Below are 26,041 nucleotides of genomic sequence, written 5' to 3'. Positions count from 1 at the left end.
AGGCAAGCTGCGCGTCATGTCTGCGTACGCGTTTTTTCGTGGCCAGCTGATGGCGCCCGGTCGTTGGCTGGCGCTCGGGCTGGTCATGGCCGTGACCGGCATGGCCGGTATTTGGCGCCTGCCGTATCTGGCCGGCCAGCATGGCGGCATGTATTTCCTGGCCGTGTATGGCCTGGCGCTCATCGCGATGGGGTGGCCTTTACTGGCCGGCCAACTGCTCCTGACGCGCGGCCAGGGCGGTGATCTGGTGCGGCTGTTGGCCCATCGTACGCCTGAGCCGTGGGCGCCGGTCGCGCGCCTGGTGGGTGGCTGTCTGCTCGTGGCGATCGCGGCACTGCTGGCGGTGTACGCGGTGGTGACGAGTTGGGTGCTGGCTTATACCGCGCGTGCGCTGGGCGGTGATATCGCGGGTCAAACATCGGTTGCCCTGGGTAACGACTTCGCGCAGTTTCTGCGCGAGCCGGAACGTGGGCTGGGCTGGCTGTTGTTGTTCTGGATCGTGATCGCGCTTGTGGCCGCGTTGTTCAACGCCCGACAGGTATGGCGGGCGTTGGCGGGGCTGTTCGGCCTGGCGTTTTGCCTGGTCGTCGCGCTGGCCCTGCACGGCCACGGTTTCGATTCGGCGCGCTTCGGCGATCTGTTGGCGCCGGGCCCGATGCGCGTTGGGGACGGTCTGGTGGCGATCACGCAGGCGTTTTATGCGCTGGGCCTGGGCAGCGGGGTGGCGCTGGCGCTCGGGCAGACGATGACAGCCAATACGCCCGTGTTCCGATCTGCCGGGCTGGCGGTGTTGCTGGTGGCGGCGATTGGTCTGGCGAGTTGCCTCGCCTGGCCGATGATATTCGAGCCGGGGGCATTGGCCCAGCTGGCGAGCATAACGGCCGTGTTACAACACGCGCCGGCCGCGTTGGCTGATCGTCTGGATCTCGGCCTGTTTTACGCGCTGCTGACAATACTGGCGCTATCGAGCGCGATCGCGCTGTTTGAAGTGCTTTTACAGACGCTCGTGCTGGCAAGCGGGCTATCGCGAGCGCGTAGCGCGCTATCTCTGGCGGGCCTGTTGCTTATTCTGGGACTGTGCGTCCAGCATGATCTGGCGGTGGCCGTCGACGGCCAGCCGCGGTTTTTCGATCTGCTGACGATGCTGGCCGCCGATATCGTCTTCCCGTTGACCGCCCTCTGGCTGGTCTTTCTGCTTGGGGTTCTGATTCCGCCCGCCACGTTGTTCGGCGAGCCCGCACTGGCCGGCAGGCGCTTGCCCGGGGCCTCGCAGATATGGCAGGCCCTGTTGCGGCACCCGGCCCGTCTGGGCGTGATCATGGTGGGCTGTCAAACCCTGGGGCTGGTGGCGCTGGTGCGTCGTTTCTGGAGTGTTTCGTGAGCGAGTCGTTCTGTGTCGAAGTGATCCTGGCCTTGCCGGAAACGTGTCATCGCCGCTGGGTCTACGGCGACGCAGCGGCCACCGTGGGCCGGGCAGTCGCGGCCTCGGCGTTGGATCAGCTCTGTCATGACGTGGCCGGCGCGTGGCCATCGGCGTATGGCATTCATGGTCGGCGTGTGGGCGGTGACCATCTCACGAGTCACGGGGTGCGCATCGAGGTGTTGCGCGCGCTGACGATCGACCCGAAGGCCGCGCGCCATAACCGTGTTGCCAGCGCGCGCGCTGCGCGCCGGCGCGCGGGTGATCAGATACCGGACTGACCGGGTAGCGGCGGGGCGCCGCGGTCGTTACCCATGTCGCTTGGCTGCTGGTTGCGGGGCAGGGCACGCTCGGGGACATATTCGGCGTTGTCGGCATCGTCGTTGACGCCTTCGCTATCCAGACTCTGTGGCTGGTCGGCGTCTGGCGGCGCGTCGCTGGCGCCGCCGGCCGGGATTGGTACGCCCGGGATTGCGCCCACGCCCAGCAGGCTGCCGGTTGAGCTGGTGCCGCCGGGTAGCGGTGCGTCGTTGTTGCCGTCTTCTTGGTTGCCCATCTTGAGCATGGCCGCTTCATATTCCTGCTCACCGGTAAGATCGGCCAGCTTGTCATTGACGAAATAGACGGTCAGCTCGGATTGGCGCACATGCGCACGCGGATTCCGATAATAGAAGACATAATCCCAGCGATCGGTTTCGAACGGCGCCGAGATCAACGGCGTGCCCAGAACGTAGGCCACCTGTTTCTTGCTCATGCCGCGTTCAAGTTTTTCAACCTGATCGGCGGTCACGATATTGCCCTGAACCACGGGCACGCGGAAGAACACGGGCAGGCCGCAGCCGGCCAGGTTCAGCGTCAGCGCGACCACGGCCACTGTCTTGATCGAGAAGAGTCCGTGTCGGTTGGTTGCGGTCGGCAAATCGCGCTCCTTGTCGGTCGTGCGCCGCCGATCAACCCCTATGATCCGTCGCGGCATGGCAGGAGGTGTCTGCCCCCGTATCGCTTGGGCGCATGATACGGCAGGCGTTTTTACCCTGCCAAACGTATCGGCCCGAAACCAGGGATCAGGCGGTCTGCGCGCCGGCCCGCGCGATCATGTCGGCGGCATGGGCACGGGTCTGCTCGGTCAGCTCCACGCCGCCGAGCATGCGTGCCAATTCCTCGATGCGATCGGCATCGTCCAAGGCCTGGATACGGGTGCGCGTGGTGCCGTCGCGCACGTGCTTGGCGACATACAGATGATGCGCGGCCTGGGCCGCCACCTGCGGCAGGTGCGTGACGCACAGCGCCTGGCCGGCGTGGCCCAACCGGCGCAGCTGGCGGCCGACGATTTCGGCCACGCCGCCGCCGATGCCGGTATCGACCTCGTCGAAGACCAGCGTGGGCACACGGGTACGGCTGGCCGCGATCACCTCGATGGCCAGGCTGATGCGCGACAGCTCACCGCCCGAGGCTACCCGATCGAGCGGGCGTGCACTCTGGCCGGGGTTGGCGGCGATCAGGAACTCGATGTGATCGGTGCCGGCCTCGCTGATGCGATCGCTGGCCTGGGGGCGTACACGCACGCCGAACTCGCCCTCGGGCATGCCCAGCGTCTGGATGATGTCGGTGATCGCGGCGCCGAGTGTCTCGGCCGATGCTATGCGGGCCTGGCTCAGCGCATCCGCGGCCTCGCGGTAGGCGATTACCTGTGTTTGCTCGTCGTGCTTGAGCACGGCCAGCTGCTCGCCGGCGCCTTCAAGCTCGGCCAGCTCGCCGCGTAGGCGCTCGGCCAGGGCGGGTAGCTCGGCAGCGGCGACATGATGCTTGCGTGCCATGTCGCGAATCGTGCCCAGGCGTGTCTCGACCTCGTTGAAGCGCTCGGGATCGATATCCAGGTTCTCGATGTGACGTCGCAGCGTGTCCGCCGCCTCCTGGGTCTGGATGAGCGCGCTGGCCACCAGCTCCAGCGTGGCCTCGAAGCCCGGGTCGATGGCGTTTAGCTCGCCCACCAGGCGCTCGGCGGTGCCCAGGCGCTCGGCCGCGGCGCCGTCCTCGGCCTCGTAGAGCAGGGCCAGGGCGCGCTGGCCGTCGCCAATCAGGCGCTCGGCGCTGGCCAGGCGCTTGTGCTCGGCTTCCAGCGTTTCGAGCTCGTCGTCGCCCAGATCCAGCGCGTCCAGCTCGTTGACCTGATAACGCAACAGGTCAATGCGACTGTCGCCGTCACCGTCGCGCTGTTCGATCCGAGCGATCGCGCGTCGCGTGGCTTTCAGCGTGCCGGCGGCATGCGCGACCTGGGCCTGAAGTTCGGCGTGCTCGCCGTAGGCATCCAGCAGATCCCGCTGGGCATCGCGGCCGAGCAGTGATTGCTGGGCATGCTGGCCGTGAATATCGACCAGCAGGCGCCCGAGCGCCTTGAGCTCGCGTACGGGCATTGGTGTGCCGTTGACCCAACCGCGGCTGCGGCCTTCCTTGGCCACCACGCGACGAATAACGCATTCCTCGTCGCCGTCCAGCTCGTGCTCGGCCAGCCAGGCCGAGGCCGCCGGCGCATCCGCCAGGGTGAAACGGGCCGTGATGTCCGAGCGGGCCGCGCCTTCGCGTACGGCCGCGCCGTCGGCGCGTTCGCCCAGGATGAGGTTCAAGGCATCGATGAGAATGGATTTGCCGGCGCCGGTCTCGCCGGAAAGCACGGTCATGCCCGGGCCGAACTCGACCGATAGACGATCGATGATGGCGAAGTCGCGGATCGAGATTTCTGCCAGCATGGCGGTGCGCTCGCGATGAACAGGCCGTGACCTGTATGAACTGTATGAAGATACAGCTTACATCACGTCCACTGTTCGATGGCAAGTCGGGCGGGCGCGCAAGCCGGCGCCCCTTGATGGGCTATGGACTGGATACCGCCTGCCCGCGCCCCCAGTGGAGTTTATTGCGCAGGATGTTGAAGTAGTCGTAGCCGGGCGGGTGAATCAGCGCCAGATCATGATCGGCTCGGGAGATGACCACGCTATCGCCGGCATCCAGGGCGCGGCTGACCTGGCCATCGCTTGTGAACAGGGCATTGCCGTCCAGCGAGTCGGCCACGTGGATCTCGATCTCATGATCGCCGTCCACGATCAGGGGCCGATCCGACAGCGTGTGCGGGCAGATCGGCACCAGCGCCAGGGCGTTGAGGCCCGGATGCAAAACCGGCCCCCCGCCAGACAGGGCATAAGCGGTGGAGCCCGTAGGTGTGGCCACCACCATGCCATCAGCCCGGTGATGGCTGATGAAGTCGCCGTTCATGTAGGTATCGAAATCCAGAACACGGGCAAACGCCTGGTTACGAATGACGCACTCGTTGATCGCCAGAAGCGGGGCTTCATCCATGATCTGGCCGCCGCGCCTGACCCAGGCCGAAAGCATCAGCCGTGATTCGGCGATGTAGTTGCCGGCAAACACTTCGTCCAGTGTCTTTGTCATGTCCGATGGCAACACATCGACCATGAAACCGAGCCGCCCGAGATTGATGCCCAGAAGCGGCGTGCCCGATGCGGCGACGGCACGCCCGGCATCCAGCAGCGTGCCGTCGCCGCCGACCACGACGATCAGATCACACGCCGCGCCCAGGGCGTCGCGGGCACAAGGTGTGACCGGGTAGTTCGTCGTGTCGTGGTTGTCGTCGAGGAGAACGGTCTTACCGCGCGCGGTCAGATCGGCGGCCAGCGCAGCCAGCGTCTCGGCCACGCCGTCATCGTGCCGCTTGGCAAAAATACCGATGGTGTTGAAGGGCGCGTCCTGTGAACGTGCCTTGGAATGGGCCATGGGACACACGTCGGGCGCCGGATGAGTGGCACAAGCATTCACCCTCGCGCGCTCGATTTCAATGGCTGGCTGGTTCGGCGGCACCGACGAACGCCCACATCGTGACGCGGCTCTGCTTGAAAAGCCGAACGCGAGCCCAATTCTGGAACGTGTCGAGCGAGGCGTGGTGATGCGCCCACGCCGTATTCGCTGCAACACATCCAAAAGGTGGGGATTTCATGAGCCAGAAGGACAAGTCAGAGGCGCCCGACGACGCGAAGGACGTCGAGGACACCGCACAGGTCGAAGGCGAGATCGAGACGGCCGCCGAGGCCGATGCCGTGCTCGCCGGTGACCCGGATGTTGAAACGCTGGCGGCCGAGCTCGAAGCCGCTCGAGCCGATGCCGAAAAGTATCGCGACCAGGCGGTGCGTGCAGCTGCGGAAATGGAAAACATCCGCAAGCGCAGCCAGCGCGATGTAGAAGCCGCCAAGAAGTTCGCCATCGAAAAGTTCGCCACCGAGCTGCTCGGCGTGCGTGACAGCCTGGAGCTGGGCCTGAAAGCCGCCGAGGACAACGCCGGTGACTTCGACAAGCTCAAGGAAGGCATGGACATGACCCAGCGCATGCTGGCCTCCAGCATGGAAAAGGTGGGTATCGAAGCCATCAACCCGGAGGGCGAAACCTTCGACCCGGAGTTTCACGAGGCGGTGTCTACACAGCCCACTGACGAGCTGCCGGCCAACTCGGTGGCCGCCGTGATGCAGAAAGGCTACACCCTCAACGGGCGCGTGCTGCGCGCGGCCATGGTCACCGTGGCCAAGCCGGCTGACAAAGGCTAGGGCCTGTTGCCGTTTCGTATGAGCGCCGCGTTGGCGCCCAAAATCTGGCCAGGCAAGGCGCGAGTCGCAGGTCGTGGCGTGCCACGATCAAGGTGAGCAACGCCGCATGGCCAGATTTTGGGCCCAACCCTTCGGGACAAGCGCTGTTTTGAGGCAATCCAGCGTTCTAGCCCACTTGCGCAGAATGACTGCGCGGCGTGGGCTGCGCCTTGTCTTGCCTCAAAACAGCGCTTGGCGCGGACTCGTACGAAACGGCAACAGGCCCTAGCGCACGATCGCCGTCGGTTGAAAAACACCGGCCGGTGCCCCAAATCGACTTCCAGACATCATTTATCGGCCGCAATGCGGCAAAGACAGACTTCAAAGAGGGATAACAAGCCATGGGCAAGATTATCGGTATCGACCTTGGCACCACGAACTCGTGTGTCGCGGTGCTCGAAGGCGACAACCCCAAGGTCATCGAGAACGCCGAGGGCGAGCGCACCACGCCGTCCGTTGTTGCGTTCACTGACGACAACGAAACGCTGGTGGGCCGCCCGGCCAAGCGCCAGGCTGTCACCAACCCGACCAACACTCTGTACGCCATCAAGCGTCTGATCGGACGCACCTTTGATGATCCGACCACCAAGAAGGACATCGACACGGTCCCGTACCAGATCGTGAAGGCCGATAACGGTGATGCGTGGGTCCAGGTCGGCGACAACAAGATGGCGCCGCCGGAGATCTCGGCCAAGGTGCTGCAGAAGATGAAGGCCACCGCCGAGGATTATCTGGGCGAGAAGGTCACCGAAGCGGTCATCACCGTGCCGGCCTACTTCAACGACGCCCAGCGTCAGGCCACCAAGGACGCCGGCCGTATTGCCGGCCTCGACGTCAAGCGCATCATCAACGAGCCGACCGCGGCAGCCCTTGCTTATGGCATGGACAAGAAAGGCGGCGACAAGAAGATTGCCGTTTATGACCTGGGTGGTGGTACGTTTGATATCTCGATCATCGAAGTGGCCGAGATCGACGGCGAACACCAGTTCGAAGTGCACGCCACCAACGGCGACACCTTTCTGGGTGGTGAAGACTTCGACAACGCCATCATCGAGCACATCGCGGCCGAGTTCGAGAAAGAGCAGGGCGTCAATCTGCGCAAGGACAAGCTGGCACTCCAGCGTCTGAAGGAAGCCGCCGAGAAAGCCAAGATCGAGCTGTCCTCCACGCAGCAGACCGAAATCAATCTGCCGTACGTCACCGCCGATTCGTCGGGTCCGAAGCATCTCAACATGAAGATGACCCGCGCCAAGCTGGAAAGCCTGGTCGAGGATCTGGTCGCTCGTACGATCGACCCGTGCCGTACCGCGCTCAAGGATGCCGGCTTCAAGACATCCGACATCGACGACGTGATCCTGGTCGGTGGCCAGACGCGCATGCCGGCTGTACAGGAAGCGGTGAAGAGCTTCTTCGGCAAGGAAGCGCGCAAGGACGTCAACCCGGACGAAGCCGTGGCCGTGGGTGCCGCGATTCAGGGCTCGGTCCTGTCGGGCGACACCAAAGACGTGTTGTTGCTGGACGTCACCCCGCTGAGCCTCGGTATCGAGACCCTCGGCGGCAAGATGACCAAGCTCATCGACAAGAACACGACCATTCCGACCCGCAAGTCGGAGACCTTCTCGACCGCCGAGGACAACCAGCCGGCCGTGACCGTGCATGTCCTGCAGGGCGAGCGCGAGCAGGCGTCCGCCAACAAGTCGCTGGGACGCTTTGACTTGTCGGACATCCCGCCGGCACCGCGTGGCACGCCGCAGATCGAAGTCACCTTCGATATCGACGCCAACGGCATCCTCAACGTGTCGGCCAAGGACAAGGCCACGGGCAAGGAACAGTCGATCGAGATTCGTGCCTCCTCCGGTCTGTCCGACGACGAAGTCGAGCAGATGGTCAAGGACGCCGAAGCGCACGCTGAGGAAGACGCCAAGTTCAACGAGCTGATCACGGCGCGCAACCAGGCGGACGGCCTGATCCACGGCATCGAGAAGTCCATGAAGGATCTGGCTGACCAGATCTCCGAGGACGAGAAGAAGCCGGTGGATGACGCCATCGCCGAGCTGCGCACGGCACTCGAAGGCGACGACAAGGACGACATCGAAGCCAAGACCCAGAAGCTGTCGGAGGCCTCGGCCCCGATCATGCAGAAGGCTTACGGTCAGGGCGAAGAAGGCGCCGAGGGCGAGCAGGCCGCAGACGGCCAGCAGTCGTCGGCCAACAGCGATGACGACGTCGTCGATGCCGACTTCGAAGAAGTCAAGGACGACGACAAGAAGTCGGGTACCAACTCGTAAGACGAGGCGATAGCCCGCAAGGCGCCGGGGCGGTGAAAACCGCCCCGGCATTTTTGATTCAAGGAACACGAGATTTCTGATTAAGCCGGCTGGTCATGCCGGACGGTTCAATCAGGGATTTTGAAAGACGACGACCATGGCGAAACGCGATTATTACGAAGTGCTGGGCGTATCCAGAGGCGCGTCCAAGGACGATATCAAGAAGGCCTATCGACGTCTGGCCATGAAGAATCACCCGGACCGCAACCCGGGCGATGAAGACGCGGAAGCCCGCTTCAAGGAAGCCTCCGAGGCTTACGAAGTGCTCTCCGATGACCAGAAGAAAGCCACCTACGATCAGTTCGGCCACGCCGGCATGGGCGGTGCAGCCGGCGGTGGCGGCGGCTTCGGCGGCGGTGGTGCCGGCTTTGGCGACATCTTCGGCGATATCTTTTCCGATATCTTCGGCGGTGGTGGCATGGGCGGCGGCCGCTCGCGGGCGGCCCGCGGTGCCGATCTGCGCTATGACCTGGATCTGGACCTGGAAACCGCGATCGAGGGCGATACGATCGAAATTCGTATTCCGACCCTGGAGCAGTGTGAAACCTGTGGCGGCGACGGCGCCGAGCCGGGCTCGCCGGTCGATACCTGCGACACCTGCAAGGGCCAGGGCCAGGTGCGTATCCAGCAGGGCTTCCTCTCGATCCAGCAGGCTTGCCCGGACTGCCAGGGTGCCGGCAAGAAAGTACGTAACCCCTGCAAGAAATGTCACGGCGACGGGCGCGTGCAGTCGTCGAAGATGCTGTCGGTGAAAGTGCCGCCGGGCGTGGACAACGGTGATCGGATCCGTCTGTCCGGTGAAGGCGAAGCCGGCGAAATGGGCGGCCCGGCCGGTGATCTCTACGTACAGATCAACGTCAAGCCGCATGAATTCTTCGTGCGCGACGGCAACAACCTGCGTGCCAACGTGCCGGTCGACATGATCACCGCCGCACTTGGCGGCGACATCGACGTGCCGACCATGAAAGGCAAGGTGTCGCTGCGGGTGCCGGCCGAGACACAGTCCGGCAAGACCTTCCGGCTGCGCGGCAAGGGCGTGCAATCGGTGCGTACCTCCTCGCCGGGCGATCTGTTGGTCAAGGTCAGCGTCGAGACGCCGGTCAATCTCAATTCCAAGCAGAAGAAGATGCTGGAAGAGTTGCAGGAATCGCTGGATGAAAGCGGGCACAGCCACAGCCCGGCCACGACCAGCTGGCTGGACAAGGCCAAGCGTTTCTTCGGTGAGCGCCTGAACTGATCATGACCACCCGTCTTGCCATCAACGGGGCGTCCGGTCGCATGGGCCGGGAGCTGATTGTGGCCAGCCAGGCGCGCGACGATCTGGCGCTCGTGGCTGCCTTCGGCGCGCCGGGCAGCGGCCAGCTCGGCGTGGACGCCGGGCGTATCGCCGGCACCGATGAGCTGGGCGTGGCTCTGGTTTCGTCCGAAACGATGGCCGATACGGCTTTCGATGTGCTGGTCGATTTTTCCTTGCCGGGTCCGTCGATGGCTGCGCTGGCGGTGTGTCGCGCCCAAGGCGCGGCCATGGTGATCGGCACGACCGGCTACGACGATGCACAACAGGCCGAGATCGATGCTGGCGCTGACGAGATCGCGATCGTCCAGGCACCGAATTACAGTGCCGGGGTGAACCTGACACTGGACCTGGTCGGGCGTGCAGCCGCCGCACTCGGCGACGACGTGGATATCGAGATCATCGAGGCCCATCATCGCCACAAGGTCGATGCCCCCTCGGGCACGGCCTTGAAGCTTGGCGACGTTGCGGCCCATGCACGGGGCCAGAACCTGGCCGAGTCAGCGGTCTATACACGCGAAGGCCAGACCGGCGCACGCCCGCCGGCGGCGATCGGTTTTGCCACCGTGCGGGCCGGCGAGATCGTGGGCGAGCACACGGTGCTCTTTGCCGGGGCCGGTGAGCGCCTGGAAATCACGCATCGAGCGACCTCGCGCCAGACGTTTGCCGGCGGCGCGATGCGCGCGGCCGTCTGGGCCGCCGACCAGGGCGCCGGCCATTACGGCATGAACGACGTGCTGGGTCTGACCGACGCCCGTTGATTGTTTGTGCGGCCACGGCTGGCGAGCCGGGCGCCAAGCCGCTATACTCTCGCCGCCTCCGGGCAGCCCACTGGCATCCAGCGACTGGAGAGATGTATTGCGCGCCAAAGCCGTACTTGCGCTCGAAGACGGTAGTATCTTCCACGGCCGCGCCATTGGCGCTAACGGCCGGACCGTCGGCGAGGTGGTATTCAATACCGCCATGACCGGCTATCAGGAGATCCTGACCGATCCCTCCTACCAACAGCAGATGGTCACTCTGACCTATCCGCACGTCGGCAACACCGGCACCAACGATCAGGATATCGAATCCGATCGTATCCAGGCGGCCGGCCTGATCATCCGCGAAGTTCCGCGTGCGCCGAGCAACTGGCGATCCAACGACAGCCTGATCGGCTATCTCGAAGCCAACGGCATCGTGGGCATCGGTGATATCGACACCCGCCGTCTGACCCGTCTGCTGCGCGAAAAAGGTGCCCAGAACGGGGCCATCGTGGCCGGCGAGAACATCGACGAAGCCGCCGCCGTCGAGGCCGCTCGCGGCTTTGCCGGTCTGAAGGGCGCCGATCTGGCCGCCGATGCGGGTACGCGCGCGTCCTATGAGTGGACCGAGGGCACGTGGATCGGCCCGAATGATCGTCATGCGCCGGCCGAGCCGTCTTGTCACGTCGCGGTCTATGATTACGGTATCAAGTACAACATCCTGCGCCAGCTCGTGGACGCCGGCGCCAAGGTGACCGTCGTACCGGCCAAAACCTCGGTCGACGACGTGCTCGCACTGGGTGTGGACGGCGTGCTGCTGGGCAACGGCCCCGGTGACCCCGAGCCCCTGGATTACGCGATCGCCACCTGTCGTGAGCTGATCGAGCGTCGCGTGCCGACACTCGGTATCTGTCTGGGGCACCAGATTCTGGGCCTGGCCGCCGGTGCCAAGAGCCTGAAGATGAAGTTCGGCCATCACGGTGCCAATCATCCGGTCATCGACACGGCCAGCGGCGAAGTGATGATCTCGAGCCAGAACCACGGCTTTGCCATCGACGAGGCCAGCCTGCCGGACACGGTGCGGGTGACGCATCGCTCGTTGTTCGACCAGACCCTGCAGGGCATCGAAGTCGTCGACGCCCCGGTCTTTTCGTTCCAGGGCCACCCGGAGGCCAGCCCGGGCCCGCATGACGTCGCACCGATCTTTGCGCGCTTCATGGCTGTGATTCACGAAAGACAATAGTCCGCGAATGCACGCCAATGAGCGCAAATGAAAAGACAATTTCTGAGCGTGTCATTGGCTGTGCTTTTGCGGTCAGTAACACGTTAGGCGCCGGGTTCTTAGAAGCGGTTTACGAGAATGCGCTGGCGCTTGAGCTTGCCCAGGCTGGGCCGGCCTTCGAGCGGCAGAAGGCACTGGATGTAAGTTACAAAGGCGCGGTTGTCGGTCATTACATTGCTGATCTGGTTATCGAGCAAAGACTGATCGTGGAAATCAAAGCGCTTTCGAGTATTACAGCCGTACACGAAGCGCAATTGATGAATTATCTGCAAGCCACCGGTATTTCAGTGGGCTTGATATTGAATTTCGGGACGCCCCGTCTGGGCGTCAAACGTATCGTAAAATCTTACGACGACTCGTCGCGGATTTGATTGTGATCATTTGCGCGCATTTGCGTTCATTTGCGGACTATCTCCTATGCCCAAGCGCACAGATCTAAAAAGCATCCTGGTCATCGGCGCCGGGCCGATCGTGATCGGCCAGGCCTGCGAGTTCGACTATTCCGGCATGCAGGCCTGCAAGGCGCTCAAGGACGAGGGCTTTCGTGTGGTCTTGGTCAACTCGAACCCGGCCACGATCATGACCGATCCGGAAACAGCCGATGCGGTCTATATCGAGCCGATCGACTGGCAGACGGTGGCCAAGATCATCGACGTCGAAAAGCCGGACGCGTTGCTGCCCACGATGGGCGGCCAGACCGCTCTGAACTGTGCGCTGGATCTCTACTACAACGGTGTGCTGGAACAACACGGCGTGGAGATGATCGGCGCCTCGCGCGATGCCATCGATATGGCCGAGGACCGCACCGCGTTCCGTGAGGCGATGACCGAAATCGGGTTAAAGACCCCGGCCTCGAAGACCGTGAACACCATGGCCGAGGGCGAGACCGTGCAGGCCGGCATCGGTTTTCCGATCATCATGCGGCCGTCGTTCACGCTGGGCGGCACCGGCGGCGGCATCGCCTATAACAAGGAAGAGTTCGAGGATCTGCTCTCTCGTGGCCTGGAGCTCTCGCCGACCAACGAAGTACTGCTCGAGCAGAGCGTGTTGGGTTGGAAAGAATACGAGATGGAGGTCGTGCGGGATCACGCCGATAACTGCATCATCATCTGTGCCATCGAAAACGTCGATGCGATGGGCGTACACACCGGCGACTCGATCACCGTGGCCCCGGCCCAGACGCTGACCGATCGCGAGTATCAGGTCATGCGCGATGCCTCCATCGCCTGCCTGCGCAAGATCGGCGTGGATACCGGCGGCTCGAACGTCCAGTTCGCCATCGACCCGGACACGGGCGACATGATCGTCATCGAGATGAACCCGCGTGTTTCTCGATCCTCCGCGTTGGCCTCCAAGGCAACAGGCTTTCCGATCGCCAAGGTCGCGGCCAAGCTGGCCGTGGGCTATACGCTCGACGAGCTGGACAACGAGATCACCGGCGGCGCGACCCCTGCCTCGTTCGAGCCATCGATCGATTATGTCGTCACCAAGATGCCGCGCTTCACCTTCGAGAAGTTCCCGGCCGCGGATGATCGCCTGACCACCCAGATGAAATCGGTGGGCGAGGCGATGGCCATCGGGCGCAACTTCCAGGAGTCGCTGCACAAGGCCATGCGTAGCCTGGAGATCGGCTCGGACGGCTTTGAGCCGAAGCTCGATGATGTATCCACCGATGCGACCAAGGACACCCTGCGCGGCGAGCTGTCCACACCGCGCTATGACCGGATGTGGTACATCGGCGATGCGTTCCGGGCCGGATTCACGGTGGCCGATGTGCACGCGCTCACGCATGTCGACCCCTGGTTTCTCGATCAAATCGAAGAGCTGATCGAGATGGAAGGCGAGTTGGCCACCTCGACCATCGGCGATCTGGACAGCGACACCTTGCGGGCCTACAAGCGCAAGGGCTTTTCGGATCTACGCTTGGCAACCCTGCTCGGCTGCGACGAGTTCGCCGTACGCCGTGCGCGTCTGGCCCAGGGCATTGTGCCGGTTTACAAGCGCGTGGATTCCTGTGCGGCCGAGTTCCCGACGGCCACGGCCTATCAGTACTCGACCTATGACGACGAATGCGAGGCCGCGCCCAGTGATCGCGACAAGATCATGGTGCTGGGCGGCGGGCCCAATCGCATTGGCCAGGGTATCGAATTCGATTATTGCTGCGTGCATGCCGCGCTCGCCATGCGCGAGGACGGCTATGAAACCATCATGGTCAACTGCAACCCGGAAACCGTCTCGACCGACTACGACACCTCGGACCGGCTCTACTTCGAGCCGCTGACCTTCGAGGACGTGATGTCGATCATCGACATCGAAAAACCCAAGGGCGTGATCGTTCAGTACGGCGGCCAGACGCCGTTGAAACTCGCACGTCGTCTGGAAGCCGCCGGCGCGCCGATCATCGGCACCACACCGGATTCCATCGACCTGGCCGAGGATCGTGATCGTTTCCTCAACCTGGTCAACAAACTGGGCCTGAAACAGCCGGCCAACCGCTCGGCACGCTCCGAGGCCGAGGCCATGCGCCTGGCCGAAGAGGTCGGCTTTCCCATGGTCGTGCGTCCGTCGTATGTGCTGGGCGGCCGGGCCATGGAGATCGTCTACGGGCCGGAGGATCTGCAGCGCTATATGTCGGCCGCGGTGAAGGTTTCTCCGGACTCGCCGGTTTTGCTTGATCGTTTCCTCGAGGACGCGATCGAGCTGGACGTGGATGCCATCTGTGACGGCACCGATGTCTTTATCGGCGGCATCATGGAGCATATCGAACAGGCCGGCGTGCACTCGGGTGACTCGGCCTGCAGCCTGCCGCCGTATTCCCTGGACGACACGGTCCTCGACGAGGTCCGGCGACAGACCGGGGCATTGGCCCGTGGCCTGTCGGTGGTGGGCCTGATGAACGTACAGTTCGCCATCCGCGCGGGTGAAGTCTATCTGCTGGAAGTGAATCCGCGGGCCTCGCGCACGGTGCCCTTCGTGTCCAAGGCCACCGGCATGCCGCTGGCCAAGATCGCGGCGCGTTGCATGGCCGGCCAGAGCCTGGTGAGCCAGAACGCTGGCGATGAGCGTCGTATTCCGCACTACGCGGTCAAGGAGGCGGTGTTCCCGTTCTCCAAATTCCCGACCGTGGATCCGCTGCTCGGCCCGGAAATGAAATCCACCGGCGAGGTCATGGGCGTGGGCAAGACGTTCGGCGAAGCGTTTGCCAAGTCACAGCTGGCAAGCGGTGTCGGCCTGCCCACGCCGCCCGGCCTGGCGTTGATCACGGTTCGCGATGCCGACAAGCCGCTCGCGGTCAACATGGCGCGCGAACTGGTCGCGGCCGGGTTTTCACTTGCGGCTACCCGCGGTACGGCGCGCGTGATCACCGAGGCCGGCATCGAATGCCAGATCGCCAACAAGGTCAAGGAAGGCCGGCCGCATATCGTGGATATGATCAAGAACGGCGAATTTGCGCTGGTGGTCAATACCACCGAGGGCAAGCGGGCTATCGAGGAATCGCGCTCGATCCGCATGACCGCACTGCGCTACAAGGTGAGCTATTTCACGACGATCGCCGGCGGGCTCGCCAGCGCCACGGCGCTGTCCGACGAACGCGCGCTGGATGTCTATTCCCTGCAATCGATCCAGGCCGAAGTCAGCGCTTAGGGCATCTCACGGGTCGCGCGCGCAGCACGAGTACGCGCGACTCGTTATACTCGGGGCATCATTCGAATCAGAAAAGACCATTTCTAAATCGGATCACCCCTCGTCGGAAGACGTGATCTTTCGACCGCCGGGCAAGGAAGACGGGGCCGGCATCCTCACGCTTGTTCATCGCCTGGGCGTGCTTGATATCAACTCGGCCTATGCCTATATGCTCATCGGCGAACACCACGCCGGCACGAGCGTGGTCGCTGAAATCGACGGCGAGCTGGGCGGCTTTATCTCCGGCTATCTGTTGCCGGCCGATCCCGAGACGCTGTTTGTCTGGCAGGTCGGTGTGGCCCAGGCCGGGCGCGGCAAAGGGCTTGCCACGCGCATGCTCGCCGAGATCCTCAAGCGACCGGCCTGTGCCGATGTGCGCTATCTGGATACCACCGTCGGGCCGACTAACGAGCCTTCCCAAGGGCTGTTCCGTGGATTGGCGCGTCGTCTGAACGCCCGTATCGACGAAACCGAGTTGTTTTCGGCCGAGCTGTTCGATGCTTTCGACGAAGGCGAACCGCACGACCCCCACGAGCCGGAGATTCTGTTTCGTATCGGGCCATTTGACGCCGATGCCGTCAGCGCGCTTTCCTCTTAAATACGACGCACAGCCTGCGTAGTCAGGAGTTTTCTAATGGAAACAATCAATCGTTTGGAATCGGAAGTCCGCGGCTATGTCCGTTCATTTCCGAAAGTCTTTTCTACCGGTAAAGCCAACTGGCTGACCGCGGAAGACGGCACCCAATATCTGGATTTCTTCTCCGGCGCCGGGGCCATCAACTACGGCCATAACGACGACGTGATGAAGAAAGCGCTGTTGGACTACATCGAGTCCGACGGCATCACCCACGGCCTGGACATGGCCACGGACGCCAAGATCCGGTTCCTCGAAACCTTCGAGGACGTGATCATGAAGCCGCGCGGCATGGATTATAAGATCCAGTTTCCGGGGCCGACCGGTACCAACGCGGTCGAGGCCGCGCTCAAGATCGCGCGCAAGGTGAAAGGGCGTGACCGCGTGCTGTTCTTCACAAACGCTTACCACGGCATGACGCTCGGTGCGCTGGCCGTGACCGGCAACGCCTCCAAGCGGGCCGGTGCCGGCGTGTGCCTGTGTCACTCCTCGCCGGTGCCGTTCTCGGGCTATTTCGGCCCGGATCGCGATACCGCCGACGACCTGCGCATGCTGCTCGAAAACAGCTCCTCGGGCTACGAGAAGCCGGCCGCGATCATCGTCGAGACGGTGCAGGGCGAGGGCGGCATCAACGTCGCCGATTTCGACTGGCTGAAGAAGATCGAGACGCTCTGTCGTGATCACGACATGCTGCTGATCGTCGACGATATCCAGGCCGGCGTGGGTCGTACGGGCCCGTTCTTCTCCTTCGAGCCGGCCGGTATTTCGCCGGATATCATCACCGTGTCCAAGAGCTTGTCGGGCTACGGCACGCCGCTTGCGATCACGATGATCAAGCCGGAATACGATATCTGGGAGCCGGGCGAGCACAACGGCACGTTCCGTGGCTTCAACCATGCCTTCATCACCGCGATCGCCGCACTTGAGCACTACTGGAAAGACGATAAGCTCGAAAAAAACGTGCTGCGCATGAGCGATCGCATCAAGGAGCGTCTGGACGGCATTATTTCGCAGACGGGCTTCAAGGCCGAAGTGCGCGGCCGCGGATTTTTCATCGGCATCGACTGCGAGCAGCACGAGCTGGCCGATGAAATCGCCGCCGAGTGCTTCAAGCATCATCTGATTCTCGAGACCGCCGGTGCCGACGACAACGTGATCAAGGTCATGCCGCCGTTGATCAGCCCGGACGACGACATCGAGAAAGGCCTGGATACGCTCGAACAGGCGATTCATACCGTGCTCGACAAGCACGGCCTGCTCTCGAACGCGGCCTGATCGCATCCGGAAAACAAACCGTGCGACGTGGCGTCTGACCACGTCGCGCGGGTGTACGATGCAGTAGAACAACACCTCAAAGAGGACTGCTTATGAAGATCATCAAGACCGAAGACCTGCGTGGCACCGACCGTGAAGTCGTCAGCCCCGACGGCTGGACCAGCGTGCGCTGGCTGCTGGCCAAGGACGGCATGGGTTTTTCGTTCCACGAAACCACCTTCCCGCCGGGCCTGGAATTCGACATGTGGTACAAGTACCACTTCGAAGCCGTGTTCTGTTATCAGGGCGAAGGCACGATCGTGAACCGCGATACGAACGAAGAGTTCGAGATCAAGCCGGGCACGGTCTACGCGCTGGACAACCACGACAAGCACACCTTGAAAGCCAAGACCGAGATGAAGCTGGTCTGTGCCTTCAACCCGCCCGTCACCGGTCGTGAGATCCACGACGAAGACGGCGCGTACGTGCCGCCGAACGACTGATCCAACGCTTTTGCTAGCGGATCAGATGAAAAAAGGCCCCGGTCAGTGATCGGGGCCTTTCTTTTTGTTTATCCGCAAATGAACGCGAATAAGCGCGAAGGAATACAGGCATTTATCCGCAGATGAACGCCGATGGCCGCAGATGAAAAAGACGATCCGCTGGAATCAGAGACCGATTGAACAAGATTTTCATCCGCAGATTACGCAGATTTCACAGATTAGTTTTGTTTGATCATTAATCCAGTGAGCGCGATAACTCGGAGCTCGCCGTATCGACCAAGCAATCTGCGTCATCTGCGAAATCTGCGGATTGTCTTTTCTTTTACGTCGCGGACGAATAAAAGCTAGGCCATCAAGCCGCCGATGATGGCCCCGGCGATCAGCGGGATGAGCTGGATGGCGATGACCAGGAACAGGCTGATCGAGGCGATGACGCCGATTACGGGCAAGCCGGTCAGGGCGGTGCCCGCACCCAGCAGAATCAGGCACAGGATGACGGTGGGCAGGATCGCGGCCCAGATACCGCGGCCGACGCTGCCGGCGGTGCGCCCGCCAACAAAGCCTGCCAGTAACGGCCCGGCGACCGGCAGCCAGAACAGAACCAGCGATATGACGACCATCCAGACGATCGCGAGAGAAATACTGCCTTTCTGCATGAGAAACGCTGCCTTGAAGCCAAACATGGACGACGCCCGCTGCAATGCGGACAATACGCGCCATTATCGCATCGTTTAATTGACCCGGCAGGTCGCGCCATGAACCCGTACAAGCTCGACGATTACGAACGCCCTACGCTCGTGCCGCCCGAACCCGGCACAAAGCTGCTCATGCACTCATGCTGCGCGCCGTGTGCGGGCGAAGTACTGGCCGCGGTCAAGGCCTCGGGCATCGATGTGACGGTGTATTTCTATAACCCGAACATCCATCCGCAGGCCGAGTATGAAATGCGCAAGGCCGAGGACACGCGCTACTGCGAGGAACTGGGCATCCCGCATATCGACGGCGATTACGATACCGACAACTGGTTTGATCGTATCCGCGGCCTGGAGGATGCGCCCGAGCGTGGCCGGCGCTGCACGGTCTGTTTCGATATGCGCTTCGAGCGTACCGCGCTGTTTGCCGCTGAAAACGGCTATCACATGGTGTCATCCACGTTGGGCATCTCGCGCTGGAAGAACATGGAGCAGATCAACGAGGCCGGCGTGCGCGCGACTTCGCGTTATCCCGAGGTAACCTACTGGACGCTCAACTGGCGCAAGAAGGGCGGGGCCGCGCGCATGATCGAGATCGCCAAGCGCGAGTCGTTCTATCAGCAGGAATACTGCGGCTGTGTCTACAGCCTGCGCGACACCAATCGCCACCGTCAGGAGATGGGTCGCGAGCGGATCCAGAAAGGCATCAAGTTCTACGGCCGCGAAGCCGTCAAATCGCCGCTACCCAGCGCCGATGCCCGCGGCGAATATCCGTGGCTCAAGCGCGACTAAGTCAAACACTGTCCGCGAATCAACGCGAATAAGCGCAAATGAATACAGGCGAGAAGACAATCCGCAGATGAACGCCGATGGCCGCAGATGAAGAAGACAACCGTCTGAAATCGAACGCCGATTCAACAAGCTTTCCATCCGCAGATTACGCAGATTTCACAGATTAGGTTTTTGAGTATTGGGCTACTGAGCGGGTGGCTCGGAGCTCGCCGTATCGACCAAGCTCCGCGGACCGTCTTTCTCTTATTCGCGTTTATTTGCGTTCATTCGCGGACGATTAAAAAGACGCGCCCGCGGCTGAATACAGGCATTCATCCGCAGATGAAGAAGACGATCGTCTGAAATCAAAGACCGATTGAACAAGATATCCATCCGCAGATTACGCAGACTTTACCGATTAGGTTTTTGATTATTGGGCTACTGAGCGGGTGGCTCAAAGCTCGTTGTATCGGCCATGACCCACGGATCGTCTTTCTTTTATTCGCGTTTATTTGCGGACGATTAAAAAGACCTCCCCGCGAATGAATACAGGCATTTATCCGCAGATGAACGCCGATGGCCGCAGATGAAGAAGACGATCGTTTGAAATCAAAGACCGGTTCAACAAGATATGCATCCGCAGATTACGCAAATTTCACAGATTAGGTTTCTGATTATTGGGCTGCCGAGCGGGTGGCTCGGAGCTCGCCATATCGACCAAGGCCTGCGGATCATCTTTCTTTCATTCGCGTTTTTTGGCGTTCATTCGCGGACGATTGAAAAGACACGCCCGCGGCTGAATACGCGCATTCAGCCGCAGATGAAAAAGAAGATTCTCGACTGATTAGTCGTTAGCTGATCAAGCGTGCCGGTGCACGAACAACCCCTGCACAATCTGTCTTTCAATCTGCGGCCATCGGTGTCCATCTGCGGATTGCTTTTCTTTTATTCGCGCTTATTCGCGGACCATCGCCAAAAGACGCGCCCGCGGGCCGGATCAGTAGGCGAACTCGTGAAAGACCGGGTCCACGGATTGGTTCCAGCGGCCTTCGTAGAGCGATAGCAGGTGTTCGGCCGGGGTGATGCCGGTTTCGGCAATTTCGGCCAGCTGATCCAGGTACATGGCCTCGTCGCGGTCCTGGCCGTCCAGATTGGCGCGGCGCGAGAGACCGCGCTGGGCGATCGCCACGGCTTCGCGGGCGATACCACCCATCGTGGCGCCACGGAACGGGGTGGCCAAGCCGTGGATCGGGGCCTGGTCTCGCAGGTGGTTGCGTTCGGCGGGCGTGAAATCGGCGACCAGCGCCCAGGCTTCGTCCAGGGCGGTGCTGTCGTAGCACAGCCCGGCCCACAGCGCGGGCAGGGCACACAGACGGCGCCACGGGCCGCCGTCAGCGCCGCGCATTTCCATGAAACGCTTGAGGCGCACTTCGGGAAACAACGTGGTCAAATGGTCGTCCCAGTCGCTCATCACCGGGCGCTCACCGGGCAGGGCGGGCAGCTTGCCGGCCATGAAGTCTCGAAATGACTGGCCGGCGGCATCGATGTAATGGCCGTCGCGGTAGACGAAATACATCGGCACGTCGAGCGCGAAATCCTTGTACCGCTCGAATCCCATCTCGTCTTCGAACACCCAGTCGAGCATGCCGCAGCGATCGGGATCGGTATCGGTCCAGATCTGGCTGCGATACGAGACGAAACCGTTGGGCTTGCCCTCGGTGAACGGCGAGTTGGCAAACAGCGCGGTGGCGATCGGTTGAAGCGCCAGGCCGACCCGGAACTTCTTGATCATGTCACTTTCCGAGCCGTAGTCGATATTCACCTGTACGGTCGAGGTGCGCAGCATCATGTCCAGGCCGAGATTGCCGACCTTGGGCATGTAGTTGCCCATGATCTCGTAGCGTTCCTTGGGCATCCAGGGCGACTCGGCGCGCGACCACTTGGGCTGAAAGCCCAGGCCGATCAGGCCCACGTTCATGTCCGCGGCCACTTCCTTGACCTGGCGCAGATGGGTATGGATCTCGTCGCAGGTCTCGTGGATGGTATAGAGCGGCGCGCCCGCCAGCTCGAGCTGGCCGCCCGGCTCCAGCGTGATATGACAATCACCCATTTCCAGGGCAACCGTGCGTCCGTTTTCCTGCATCGGCGTCCAGCCAAAGCGGGTCAGCTTCTCGAGAAAGGCCGAGATGCTCTGGTCACCTTCATAGGGCAGCGGGCGTAGGGTCTCGCGATCGAAAACGAATTTTTCGTGTTCGGTACCCAAACGCCAGCGACTGGGCGGCTTGCAGGCGTTCTCGAAATATTCGACGAGTTGGCGTTCGTCGGTGATCGACGCGCCACCGGATTGCGAAGGAGCGGACATGTGGTCTCCGAAAAGCAGCCGGGCAAGAACGGCCCTGCCGCAACAATTTCGCGCATGGTACCGTTTCAAGCTCCCGAGGCGGTAGTTGGTAAAGCCACGGATATCGCCTTGTGTTGTCACATTACCGGAGCCCGTGCATGTCGAGTACCGCACAGCCGGCCAGCCGGCTCGACCGTTATCTGCGCCTGACACGCCTGAACAAGCCCATCGGCATCTTTCTGGTGGTTTGGCCGATGCTTTGGGCGCTTTGGCTGGCCGCCGACGGGGTGCCGGGTGCCTGGGTGCTTTTCGTGTTCGTGGCGGGTGCTGTGCTCATGCGCTCGGCCGGCTGCGTGATGAACGATTTCGCCGATCGCAAGATCGACGGTCATGTCGCGCGCACCAAGGCCCGCCCGTTGGCGACGGGCGAAGTGACGGCGCGCGAGGCGCTGGTCGTGTTCGCCGTACTGTGCCTCCTGGCGTTTGTACTCGTGCTCACCTTGAACGCGGCGACGATCGCCTTGTCGGTTATCGCCGTGTTCCTGGCTGTTCTTTACCCGTTTACCAAGCGGGCCACGCACTGGCCGCAGATGTTTCTTGGCGCGGCGTTCGGTTGGGCGGTACCAATGGCCTTCGCTGCAGAAACCGGGCATGTGCCGGCCGGGGCCTGGCTGCTGTTCGTGGCCACGCTGATCTGGGCGCTCATTTACGACACGTTCTATGCCATGGTCGATCGCGACGATGATCTGAAGATCGGCGTGAAATCGACCGCCGTGCTCTGGGGCCGATACGACCGCGCGATGATTGGCGGCTTCCAATGCCTGTTTTATGCGTTGCTCGTCGCGGTGGGCGCGCTATTCGGCCTGGGACTTGCCTATTATCTGGGGCTTGCCGCCGCCGTTGGCATGTCGATCTATCATCAATGGCTGACGCGCGGCCGTGACAGGGCCTCGTGTTTTTCTGCATTCATGCAACACAATTATCTCGGCGGTCTGATCTTCATCGGCCTCGTTGTCGATCTGGCGCTTGGTTGATCCGCGCCGCATCATCGTTCTATTTCAAGAGACAAGGCTTCATGAAGGCACGTATCGATCACAAGGGGTTGTTTGCCTGTTTCGAGCGCGATCTGTCCGACCCGACCGGCGACGCGGTCAACGTCGAGATATCGGCCGTGGCCTGGAACGGGCATCGCCTGGTTTTCGGCAGCGATAAGAACGTGCCCGGCGATCATCGCTCGCCGGTATTCGCGCTGGATATCGATGACCAGGCCGCACCCGTGGCCGAGTCGCTGTCCTACTACACGGCCGGCCTGATCACGTCGGCCGAGAAATATGAAGACTTCGCGCTGACCGATGGCGGCGACTATCTGATCGCCACGACCGGCTTCGACCGCGTGGATCGCCAGACCGCGGACCAGGATGTCTATAACCGCCTGCTGATCTGGCCCTGCGGCGAGCCGGACCGCGTCCAGCTCATCGCCGATCGCGACAACGACGGGGTGCTTAGCTCGCTCGGCCTGCGCGAGGATCTGGCCAGCGCGCTCGGCGCGCCGTATTTCAAGGTCGAGGGCCTGTCCAGCGTGCCGGGCGAAGCCGGCGGTGATCCGCTACTGTTATTCGGTGTTCGCGAAGTCGGTCAAAGCCACGAGGACTTCTCTTATGTGGCTCAGGTGGTGGCCGCACCGTATCGCGTGGACGCTGAGGGCATGCTGGCGTTCACCGGCCTGTTCGAGCTGGTCTATGAGTTCGAGCCGGCGGCCTGGCCGGGCGTGCGCTTCGAGGTCGGCCTGTCGAGTCTGGAATATGACCCGGCCACCCAGCGCCTGTATTTCCTGACCAGCTTCGAGGTTGACGACGGCCAGGGCGGTGACCGGCTGGGCGCTTATCTCTGGGCGCTGTCGTTCGACGATTTCCATGCCGGCCGGGCGCCGGTTCTGGTGGCTGATGACACGGGCGAGCCGCTGGAGTTCGCCAACAAGGCCGAAGGCTTGGCCGTGCTGGCCGACGGGCGGCTGTTCGTGGTTTATGATCCGGATCGCGTGCTGGCGCTGGAGGCCGATCATCATCGCGATGCCCGCGAGCCGCACGAGGCGCCTTATACGGTGCTCTCGATCGTGGAACACGGCTGATCCTGATGTTTAATCGCGGACTTCGCGACTCCAACCATAACGACGTTTCATGACCACCAATCAAGACATCATCGATCGTGATCTGGCCGTGCTCTGGCACCCCTGTACCCAGATGAAGGATCTGGCCTCGTTGCCCCCGGTACCCATGCGTCGCGGCGAGGGCGTGTGGCTGGAGGATTTCGACGGCAATCGGTATATCGATGCCGTGAGTTCCTGGTGGGTCAATATCTTTGGCCACGCCAATCCGGTGATCAACGCCGCGATCAAGACGCAGCTGGATCAGGTCGAGCACGTCATGATGGCGGGCTTCACCCACGAGCCGGCCGTGGCGCTGGCCGAGCGGCTGGTGCGTATCACGCCGCCCGGGCTGAACAAGGTCTTTTATTCTGATAACGGCTCGGCCGCGGTGGAGGTCGCGCTCAAGATGAGCTTTCACTACTGGCGTAATACCGGCCATGGTGAAAAGACCCGCTTCATCAATCTGACCAACAGCTATCACGGTGAAACCCTCGGCGCGCTGGCCGTGGGGGATGTCTCGCTCTACAAGAAAACCTACGAGCCGCTGTTGCTGAAGCCGCTGACCGCGCGCTCGCCGGATTGTTTTCACCGCGAGCCGGGTGTGTCCTGGGCCGAGCACAGCCGGGCGTGTTTCGCCGAGATGGAGGCCCTGCTCGCCGAGCACGCACACGAAACCTGTGCCGTCATCGTCGAGCCGCTGGTTCAGTGTGCCGGGACCATGCGCATGTATGACCCGGTGTATCTGGAGTTGTTGCGCGAGGCCTGCACGCGCTACGACGTGCATCTCATCGCCGACGAGATCGCCACCGGCTTTGGCCGTACCGGTACGATGTTTGCCTGTGAGCAGGCTGGCCCGAATGGGATCTCGCCGGATTTCATGTGTCTGTCCAAGGGCATCACGGCCGGCTATCTGCCGTTGTCGGTCACGCTGACCAGCGATACGGTCTACGACGCGTTCTACGACGACTATGAAAATCTGTCGGCGTTTCTGCACTCGCATTCCTACACGGGAAACCCGTTGGCCTGCGCGGCGGCCATTGCCACCATTGACGAGTTCGAGCGACGCGATCAGATCACCGCGAATCAGGCGCTGATCCAGCGCATGCGTGATGCCACTGCACACCTGGTGGATCATCCGCATGTCGCCGAGGTGCGCCAGACCGGCATGATCCTGGCCGTGGAGATGGTCAAGGACAAAGCGGCGCGCGAGCCTTTCGACTGGCGCGAGCGGCGCGGGCTTGCCGTCTACCGGCACGGGCTGACGCGCCAGGCGCTTCTGCGGCCGTTGGGCGATACGATGTATGTCATGCCGCCCTATGTGATCACGCCCGAGCAGATCGATCACTTGGCGGCCACGCTCAGCGAAGGCATCGATATCGCTGTCTCGACTTGATCGGGCTGGCTTGCTAGCCTGCTCGATTGGATCGATGCCGAAGGCATGGGTTCTACACATGGTTCGAGGTCGCCGCCTTCGGCGACCTTTTTGTTTCTAACTGATAGTGATTATCCGAGGTGGTTGTCATGGATCGCACGCCATTGACGCAGACCGGTGCCGATGCCTTGCGCGCCGAGCTGACACGGCTGAAGAAAACCGAACGTCCGCGCATCGTCGCGGCCATCGAAGAAGCCCGGGCGCATGGCGATCTCAAGGAGAACGCGGAATATCACGCGGCCAAGGAAGAGCAGGGCTTCAACGAAGGCCGTATCGCCGAGATCGAGGGCAAGATCGGCTCAGCCCAGATCATCGACGTGACCCAGGCCGGTGCCCAGGCCAACGGGCGCATCATCTTTGGCGCGACCGTGGATCTGGCCGATGAGGATTCGGGTGAAGAGCTGACCTATCAGATCGTCGGCGAGGACGAGGCCGATATCAAACAGGGCAAGCTCTCGTTCGCCTCGCCGATCGCCCGGGCCCTGATCGGCAAGAGCGAAGGCGATGTCGTCGACGTGGATGTACCCAGCGGCAAGCGCACCCTGGAGATTGTCGAGGTGCGCTATATCTAGCGCTGTCTAGTTCTTGTCCGGATTGGGCCGATAGATCGTTGCCATGCGGCCGATCTCCTGAACCGCGACAGCGCCCAGACGCTCGCACACCGTGGCGACATCGGCCTTGAAGGCCGGTTTGTCGTCGGCGACGAGCTTGATCTTGACCAGTTCGTGATCGGTCAGCGCCCGATCGATCTCGGCCAGTACGGGGTCGGTCACGCCGGCGGCCCCGCTTTGTACCACCGGTTTGAGATGATGCGCCTGTTTCTTGAGCGCCTGCCGGGTTTCCTTATCGAGTTGTAACGTCATGACCTATCG

Annotated in this window: 24 protein-coding genes; 18 read left to right on the top strand and 6 right to left on the bottom strand. The window is 62.3% G+C overall.

Annotated elements, in window-relative coordinates; genetic code table 11:
* Window positions 1–16: 16 nt before the first annotated feature.
* Both SAJA_RS06565 and SAJA_RS06560 read left to right on the top strand, forming a co-directional pair.
* Window positions 17–1,381, top strand: coding sequence for an SLC5/6 family protein (locus tag SAJA_RS06565; protein WP_123657868.1), 1,365 nt, complete (start codon window positions 17–19; stop codon window positions 1,379–1,381).
* Window positions 1,378–1,701 carry an RnfH family protein gene (locus SAJA_RS06560; RefSeq protein ID WP_184999779.1) on the top strand — a complete coding sequence of 108 codons (324 nt, stop codon included), beginning with the start codon at window positions 1,378–1,380 and terminating at the stop codon, window positions 1,699–1,701. The genes SAJA_RS06565 and SAJA_RS06560 overlap by 4 nt, the downstream gene beginning before the upstream one ends.
* On the opposite strand, the gene SAJA_RS06555 is transcribed toward SAJA_RS06560, so the two are convergent.
* From SAJA_RS06555 to SAJA_RS06545, 3 genes are all read right to left on the bottom strand, one after another.
* The gene (locus SAJA_RS06555; protein ID WP_184999778.1) at window positions 1,686–2,339 is read right to left on the bottom strand and encodes an outer membrane protein assembly factor BamE; all 654 of its coding nucleotides are present in this window, start codon (window positions 2,337–2,339) and stop codon (window positions 1,686–1,688) included. The genes SAJA_RS06560 and SAJA_RS06555 overlap by 16 nt on opposite strands.
* A gap of 145 nt (window positions 2,340–2,484) precedes the next feature.
* Entirely contained in the window at window positions 2,485–4,167 is a 1,683-nt protein-coding gene (gene recN / locus SAJA_RS06550) for a DNA repair protein RecN (protein WP_123657865.1), read from the bottom strand.
* 121 nt (window positions 4,168–4,288) lie between these two features.
* On the bottom strand, window positions 4,289–5,206 hold the full coding sequence (locus SAJA_RS06545) for an NAD(+) kinase (RefSeq protein WP_123657864.1): 918 nt from the start codon (window positions 5,204–5,206) through the stop codon (window positions 4,289–4,291).
* A gap of 218 nt (window positions 5,207–5,424) precedes the next feature.
* Here SAJA_RS06545 and grpE point away from each other — a divergent pair, with 218 nt between their 5' ends.
* The 10 genes from grpE to SAJA_RS06495 all read left to right on the top strand — a co-directional run bounded on the left by grpE (window position 5,425) and on the right by SAJA_RS06495 (window position 17,787).
* Complete coding sequence (gene grpE / locus SAJA_RS06540; RefSeq protein ID WP_123657863.1) at window positions 5,425–6,027, top strand: nucleotide exchange factor GrpE; 603 nt, start codon at window positions 5,425–5,427, stop codon at window positions 6,025–6,027.
* A 380-nt stretch (window positions 6,028–6,407) separates the two neighbouring features.
* Window positions 6,408–8,354 carry a molecular chaperone DnaK gene (dnaK, locus tag SAJA_RS06535; RefSeq protein ID WP_123657862.1) on the top strand — a complete coding sequence of 649 codons (1,947 nt, stop codon included), beginning with the start codon at window positions 6,408–6,410 and terminating at the stop codon, window positions 8,352–8,354.
* Window positions 8,355–8,490: 136 nt separating this feature from the next.
* A complete protein-coding gene (gene dnaJ / locus SAJA_RS06530; RefSeq protein ID WP_123657861.1) occupies window positions 8,491–9,630 on the top strand; it encodes a molecular chaperone DnaJ in 1,140 nt (379 codons plus the stop codon).
* 2 nt (window positions 9,631–9,632) lie between these two features.
* The gene (gene dapB / locus SAJA_RS06525; RefSeq protein WP_123657860.1) at window positions 9,633–10,448 is read left to right on the top strand and encodes a 4-hydroxy-tetrahydrodipicolinate reductase; all 816 of its coding nucleotides are present in this window, start codon (window positions 9,633–9,635) and stop codon (window positions 10,446–10,448) included.
* 97 nt (window positions 10,449–10,545) lie between these two features.
* The gene (gene carA / locus SAJA_RS06520) at window positions 10,546–11,673 is read left to right on the top strand and encodes a glutamine-hydrolyzing carbamoyl-phosphate synthase small subunit (protein WP_123657859.1); all 1,128 of its coding nucleotides are present in this window, start codon (window positions 10,546–10,548) and stop codon (window positions 11,671–11,673) included.
* A 17-nt stretch (window positions 11,674–11,690) separates the two neighbouring features.
* A complete protein-coding gene (locus SAJA_RS06515; RefSeq protein ID WP_123657858.1) occupies window positions 11,691–12,083 on the top strand; it encodes a GxxExxY protein in 393 nt (130 codons plus the stop codon).
* 46 nt (window positions 12,084–12,129) lie between these two features.
* Window positions 12,130–15,357 (top strand): carbamoyl-phosphate synthase large subunit, encoded by a 3,228-nt coding sequence (gene carB, locus SAJA_RS06510; RefSeq protein ID WP_123657857.1) that lies wholly within the window; start codon window positions 12,130–12,132, stop codon window positions 15,355–15,357.
* 112 nt (window positions 15,358–15,469) lie between these two features.
* Window positions 15,470–15,994: a diaminobutyrate acetyltransferase gene (gene ectA / locus SAJA_RS06505; RefSeq protein WP_184999777.1), complete on the top strand. Its 525-nt coding sequence runs from the start codon at window positions 15,470–15,472 to the stop codon at window positions 15,992–15,994.
* A gap of 36 nt (window positions 15,995–16,030) precedes the next feature.
* Entirely contained in the window at window positions 16,031–17,305 is a 1,275-nt protein-coding gene (ectB, locus tag SAJA_RS06500; protein WP_123657855.1) for a diaminobutyrate--2-oxoglutarate transaminase, read from the top strand.
* A gap of 92 nt (window positions 17,306–17,397) precedes the next feature.
* Entirely contained in the window at window positions 17,398–17,787 is a 390-nt protein-coding gene (locus SAJA_RS06495; protein WP_123657854.1) for an ectoine synthase, read from the top strand.
* Window positions 17,788–18,131: 344 nt separating this feature from the next.
* Here SAJA_RS06495 and SAJA_RS06490 read toward each other — a convergent pair whose 3' ends face one another.
* Window positions 18,132–18,470 (bottom strand): hypothetical protein, encoded by a 339-nt coding sequence (locus SAJA_RS06490; protein ID WP_245963244.1) that lies wholly within the window; start codon window positions 18,468–18,470, stop codon window positions 18,132–18,134.
* Between the two features lie 72 nt (window positions 18,471–18,542).
* Between SAJA_RS06490 and SAJA_RS06485 the strand changes: the two genes are divergently transcribed.
* Together SAJA_RS06485 and SAJA_RS06480 are read left to right on the top strand one after the other, a co-directional pair.
* Window positions 18,543–19,271 (top strand): epoxyqueuosine reductase QueH, encoded by a 729-nt coding sequence (locus SAJA_RS06485; protein ID WP_123657853.1) that lies wholly within the window; start codon window positions 18,543–18,545, stop codon window positions 19,269–19,271.
* 610 nt (window positions 19,272–19,881) lie between these two features.
* Window positions 19,882–20,094 carry a hypothetical protein gene (locus SAJA_RS06480; protein WP_123657852.1) on the top strand — a complete coding sequence of 71 codons (213 nt, stop codon included), beginning with the start codon at window positions 19,882–19,884 and terminating at the stop codon, window positions 20,092–20,094.
* A gap of 153 nt (window positions 20,095–20,247) precedes the next feature.
* Here the strand turns inward: SAJA_RS06480 and SAJA_RS06475 are convergent, their stop codons facing one another.
* Window positions 20,248–21,612 (bottom strand): glutamate--cysteine ligase, encoded by a 1,365-nt coding sequence (locus SAJA_RS06475; RefSeq protein ID WP_123657851.1) that lies wholly within the window; start codon window positions 21,610–21,612, stop codon window positions 20,248–20,250.
* Between the two features lie 137 nt (window positions 21,613–21,749).
* Here SAJA_RS06475 and ubiA point away from each other — a divergent pair, with 137 nt between their 5' ends.
* The 4 genes from ubiA (at window position 21,750) to greA (ending at window position 25,741) form a co-directional block, all read left to right on the top strand.
* Window positions 21,750–22,625, top strand: a complete 876-nt coding sequence (gene ubiA / locus SAJA_RS06470; protein WP_123657850.1) for a 4-hydroxybenzoate octaprenyltransferase — start codon at window positions 21,750–21,752, stop codon at window positions 22,623–22,625.
* Between the two features lie 41 nt (window positions 22,626–22,666).
* Window positions 22,667–23,719, top strand: coding sequence for a hypothetical protein (locus SAJA_RS06465; RefSeq protein WP_123657849.1), 1,053 nt, complete (start codon window positions 22,667–22,669; stop codon window positions 23,717–23,719).
* 49 nt (window positions 23,720–23,768) lie between these two features.
* On the top strand, window positions 23,769–25,130 hold the full coding sequence (locus tag SAJA_RS06460) for an adenosylmethionine--8-amino-7-oxononanoate transaminase (RefSeq protein ID WP_123657848.1): 1,362 nt from the start codon (window positions 23,769–23,771) through the stop codon (window positions 25,128–25,130).
* Between the two features lie 128 nt (window positions 25,131–25,258).
* Window positions 25,259–25,741 (top strand): transcription elongation factor GreA, encoded by a 483-nt coding sequence (greA, locus tag SAJA_RS06455; protein ID WP_123657847.1) that lies wholly within the window; start codon window positions 25,259–25,261, stop codon window positions 25,739–25,741.
* A gap of 6 nt (window positions 25,742–25,747) precedes the next feature.
* On the opposite strand, the gene SAJA_RS06450 is transcribed toward greA, so the two are convergent.
* Window positions 25,748–26,032, bottom strand: coding sequence for a YhbY family RNA-binding protein (locus SAJA_RS06450; protein ID WP_123657846.1), 285 nt, complete (start codon window positions 26,030–26,032; stop codon window positions 25,748–25,750).
* Window positions 26,033–26,041 lie beyond the last annotated feature (9 nt).

The organism is Salinisphaera japonica YTM-1 (assembly GCF_003788585.1).
GTDB lineage: Bacteria > Pseudomonadota > Gammaproteobacteria > Nevskiales > Salinisphaeraceae > Salinisphaera > Salinisphaera japonica.
This window is presented reverse-complemented; position numbering and strand designations above follow the sequence as displayed.

Excerpts from the sequence above, each read along its gene's own strand:
- SAJA_RS06565 (WP_123657868.1), top strand. The coding sequence starts at position 17 with ATGTCTGCGTACGCGTTTTTTCGTGGCCAGCTGATGGCGCCCGGTCGT.
- recN (WP_123657865.1), bottom strand. The coding sequence starts at position 4,167 with ATGCTGGCAGAAATCTCGATCCGCGACTTCGCCATCATCGATCGTCTA.
- SAJA_RS06545 (WP_123657864.1), bottom strand. The coding sequence starts at position 5,206 with ATGGCCCATTCCAAGGCACGTTCACAGGACGCGCCCTTCAACACCATC.
- grpE (WP_123657863.1), top strand. The coding sequence starts at position 5,425 with ATGAGCCAGAAGGACAAGTCAGAGGCGCCCGACGACGCGAAGGACGTC.
- dnaK (WP_123657862.1), top strand. The coding sequence starts at position 6,408 with ATGGGCAAGATTATCGGTATCGACCTTGGCACCACGAACTCGTGTGTC.
- dnaJ (WP_123657861.1), top strand. The coding sequence starts at position 8,491 with ATGGCGAAACGCGATTATTACGAAGTGCTGGGCGTATCCAGAGGCGCG.
- dapB (WP_123657860.1), top strand. The coding sequence starts at position 9,633 with ATGACCACCCGTCTTGCCATCAACGGGGCGTCCGGTCGCATGGGCCGG.
- SAJA_RS06515 (WP_123657858.1), top strand. The coding sequence starts at position 11,691 with ATGAGCGCAAATGAAAAGACAATTTCTGAGCGTGTCATTGGCTGTGCT.
- carB (WP_123657857.1), top strand. The coding sequence starts at position 12,130 with ATGCCCAAGCGCACAGATCTAAAAAGCATCCTGGTCATCGGCGCCGGG.
- ectB (WP_123657855.1), top strand. The coding sequence starts at position 16,031 with ATGGAAACAATCAATCGTTTGGAATCGGAAGTCCGCGGCTATGTCCGT.
- SAJA_RS06495 (WP_123657854.1), top strand. The coding sequence starts at position 17,398 with ATGAAGATCATCAAGACCGAAGACCTGCGTGGCACCGACCGTGAAGTC.
- SAJA_RS06490 (WP_245963244.1), bottom strand. The coding sequence starts at position 18,470 with ATGTTTGGCTTCAAGGCAGCGTTTCTCATGCAGAAAGGCAGTATTTCT.
- SAJA_RS06485 (WP_123657853.1), top strand. The coding sequence starts at position 18,543 with ATGAACCCGTACAAGCTCGACGATTACGAACGCCCTACGCTCGTGCCG.
- SAJA_RS06480 (WP_123657852.1), top strand. The coding sequence starts at position 19,882 with ATGCATCCGCAGATTACGCAAATTTCACAGATTAGGTTTCTGATTATT.
- SAJA_RS06475 (WP_123657851.1), bottom strand. The coding sequence starts at position 21,612 with ATGTCCGCTCCTTCGCAATCCGGTGGCGCGTCGATCACCGACGAACGC.
- ubiA (WP_123657850.1), top strand. The coding sequence starts at position 21,750 with ATGTCGAGTACCGCACAGCCGGCCAGCCGGCTCGACCGTTATCTGCGC.
- SAJA_RS06465 (WP_123657849.1), top strand. The coding sequence starts at position 22,667 with ATGAAGGCACGTATCGATCACAAGGGGTTGTTTGCCTGTTTCGAGCGC.
- SAJA_RS06460 (WP_123657848.1), top strand. The coding sequence starts at position 23,769 with ATGACCACCAATCAAGACATCATCGATCGTGATCTGGCCGTGCTCTGG.
- greA (WP_123657847.1), top strand. The coding sequence starts at position 25,259 with ATGGATCGCACGCCATTGACGCAGACCGGTGCCGATGCCTTGCGCGCC.
- SAJA_RS06450 (WP_123657846.1), bottom strand. The coding sequence starts at position 26,032 with ATGACGTTACAACTCGATAAGGAAACCCGGCAGGCGCTCAAGAAACAG.